Genomic DNA, 3,041 nt, shown 5'->3' with positions numbered 1-3,041 from the left:
TCGCTCGGCGAGCCGCCGCGGCCCGGCCGGCACGGCGGACCGTCCGGGATCGGCGCCAACACCAACGTGATCGGCCACGCCGGGCGAACCCTCGCGCTGATCGAGGGCGGCATCTCCTGCTACGAGCTGACCGACGAGCTGGACACCGTCGGCACCTGCGATTTCGACGGCACCCTGTCCGGCGGGTACACCGCGCATCCCAAACGTGACCCCAACACCGGTGAGCTGCATGCCGTTTCGTATGCATTCAACCGCGGAAGCAGCGTCCAATACTCGGTGATCGGCACCGACGGTCGGGCGCGGCGCACCGTGGATATCGAGGTCACCGGCTCCCCGATGATGCACGACTTCTCGCTGACCGAGAACCACGTCGTCTTCTATGACCTGCCCGTCACGTTCGACACCCGCCAGGTGGCCGCGGGCGCGGCGCCGCCTGGACTGCGGCTACCGGTGCGGCTGATCATGTCGGCCCTGATCGGGCGGGTACGCATCCCGGACCCGATCATGGCCCGGTTGCCGATGCCCAAGAACAGCGTGCGCACGATGCCGTATCGGTGGAACCCGAAATACCCTGCGCGGGTGGGGATAATGCCGCGGGAGGGGGGTAATGCGGATGTTCGGTGGTTCGAGGTAGAGCCCTGCTACGTGTTCCACCCGATGAATGCCTACGACGAGGGCGACACCGTCGTGCTCGACGTGGTTCGGCATCCGAAGATGTTCGACACCGAGTTGCGTGGTCCCGCCGAGGGGCTGCCGACGCTGGAGCGGTGGACCGTCGACCTGGCTGACGGCAAGGTGCGCGAATCCCGGGTGGATGACCGTGGTCAGGAGTTTCCCCGGGTTGATGAACGACTGGTCGGCAAGCGGCACCGGTTCGGCTACGCGGTCGGCATCGGCGACGGCGTGGTCCCCGCGGCAACGCTGCTCAAGCATGATCTGGTCGGAGGATCGGCGGCGACGCGTTCATTTGGTGATGGAAAGCAGTTGGGCGAGTTCGTCTTTCATCCGAGAACGGCGGATGCGGCCGAAGACGACGGCGTTCTGATGGGCTTCGTCTATGACGGCGCCACCGACACCACCGAACTCGCGATCCTGGATGCGGCCACGCTGCAGGACATCGCGAGCGTTCACCTTCCGCACCGTGTTCCCGCCGGCTTCCATGGCAACTGGGTGCCTACCGGGCAATAGGGGGCGACATGACGACAAGATTCGTTACGGCACCGGATTCCGCGGTCCGAGTAGGTGACGCGGAGCGCGGGCGTACTGCCGAGCATCTCGGTCAGGCATTCACCCAGGGCTACCTGTCGATGGAGGAATACGAGACACGACTGGCCCGGGCGTTCGAGGCGCAGACCGCCGGAGCGCTCAGGGAACTGCTCACCGATCTGCCTGTCGCGCAGATCATCAGCCGAGACCCGCGCCGTCGCGCGCAGCGCGGCGCCGTAGCCCGACGAGGCGTGCGGATTCACCTGGGCGCTTACCTGGCGGTGTCGGTGTTGATGATCGGCATCTGGTTGCTGAGCGCGGTGTTCGCCGGCGCGTGGTACTTCTGGCCCGTCTGGCCGATCCTCGGATGGGGCATCGGCATCGTCTCCCACGCGATTCCGGTGGGCGCGCATGCGCGAAGTCGCCCATCCTGTAGTTAGCGTGTTCGGTACTCGAACTTTCCCGCGCTAACTACAGCCTCGAGCGGAGCAGAGACTACGGCCGGTAGCTGACCAGGAAGTTGCCCAGGCGCTCGATCGCGCTGGACAGGTCGCGGGCCCACGGCAGGGTCACGATGCGCAGGTGGTCCGGTGCCGGCCAGTTGAAACCGGTGCCCTGGGTGACCAGGATCTTCTCCTGTAGCAACAGGTCCAGCACCAACTGCTCGTCGCTGTCGATCGGATAGACCTCGGGGTCCAGCCGCGGGAACGCATAGAGCGCACCGCGGGGCTTCACACAGGTAACACCCGGGATCTCGTTGAGCTTGCTCCAGGCGACGTCCCGCTGTTCGAGCAGTCGCCCACCCGGCAGCACCAGATCATCGATGCTCTGGTGGCCGCCCAACGCGACCTGAATGGCATGCTGGGCGGGCACATTCGGGCACAACCGCATGTTGGCCAGCAGGTTGATGCCCTCCAGGAAGCTGGTCGCGTGCTCCTTGGGGCCGGTGATCGCCAGCCAGCCGGAGCGGTAACCGGCCACCCGGTAGGCCTTCGACAGCCCATTGAAGGTCAAACACAACAGATCCGGTGCCAGCGTGGCCAAGCTGGTGTGCTCGGCGTCGTCATAGAGGATCTTGTCGTAGATCTCGTCGGCCAGCAGCAACAGTTGGTGCTTGCGGGCCAACTCGGCGATCTGGCTGAGGACCTCGCGACTGTAGACCGCCCCGGTCGGGTTGTTGGGGTTGATCACGACCAACGCCTTGGTGCGTTCAGTGATCTTCGATTCAATGTCGGCGATGTCGGGCTGCCAACCCTGGGTCTCGTCGCACAGGTAGTGCACCGGTGTGCCGCCGGCCAGCGAGGTCGACGCCGTCCACAACGGGTAATCCGGGGCGGGGATCAGCACCTGGTCGCCGTTGTCCAACAGTGCCTGCAGCACCAGCGAAATCAGCTCGGAGACCCCGTTGCCGAGGTAGACATCGTCGACGTCGAAGCGGGGGAATCCCTCAACCAGCTCGTAACGGGTCACCACCGCGCGCCGGGCCGGCAGAATGCCCTGGGAGTCCGAGTAACCCTGCGCATAGGGCAGCGCCTGGATCATGTCCCGCATGATCACGTCGGGCGCGTCGAACCCGAACGGTGCCGGGTTGCCGATGTTGAGCTTGAGGATGCGGTGCCCCTCGGCCTCCATCCGAGCGGCCTGGGCGTGGATCGGACCGCGGATCTCGTAGAGCACATCCTGCAGTTTGGTCGACTGGGCGAACGTCCGCTGCCGTGGCTGACTGCTGGTGGCAGGCCACGGCGTCTGGTGCGGCAACGAATGAGCGGTCACGTTGACAATGGTCCCATAGCTGTCCAATCAAAATTTGCTCGAGAAACAAGTTGGGGCCGTAT

3 protein-coding genes are annotated in these 3,041 nt (G+C 65.3%); 2 read left to right on the top strand and 1 reads right to left on the bottom strand.

The window, feature by feature from the left end; translation table 11 throughout:
- Positions 1–1,188 (top strand): carotenoid oxygenase family protein (locus N416_RS0120045; protein WP_024443879.1); only part of this gene is annotated, 1,188 nt, incomplete at its 5' end.
- Between the two features lie 8 nt (positions 1,189–1,196).
- A complete protein-coding gene (locus N416_RS21960; RefSeq protein ID WP_036458750.1) occupies positions 1,197–1,646 on the top strand; it encodes a DUF1707 domain-containing protein in 450 nt (149 codons plus the stop codon).
- Positions 1,647–1,701: 55 nt separating this feature from the next.
- On the opposite strand, the gene N416_RS0120035 is transcribed toward N416_RS21960, so the two are convergent.
- Positions 1,702–3,006, bottom strand: coding sequence for a pyridoxal phosphate-dependent aminotransferase (locus tag N416_RS0120035; protein ID WP_024443878.1), 1,305 nt, complete (start codon positions 3,004–3,006; stop codon positions 1,702–1,704).
- Positions 3,007–3,041 lie beyond the last annotated feature (35 nt).

The organism is Mycobacterium sp. UM_WGJ (genome assembly GCF_000455125.1).
Lineage (GTDB): Bacteria > Actinomycetota > Actinomycetes > Mycobacteriales > Mycobacteriaceae > Mycobacterium.
This window is presented reverse-complemented; position numbering and strand designations above follow the sequence as displayed.

Bases quoted from the DNA above. Each gene is read 5' to 3' on its own strand.
- N416_RS21960 (WP_036458750.1), top strand. From the start codon at position 1,197: ATGACGACAAGATTCGTTACGGCACCGGATTCCGCGGTCCGAGTAGGT.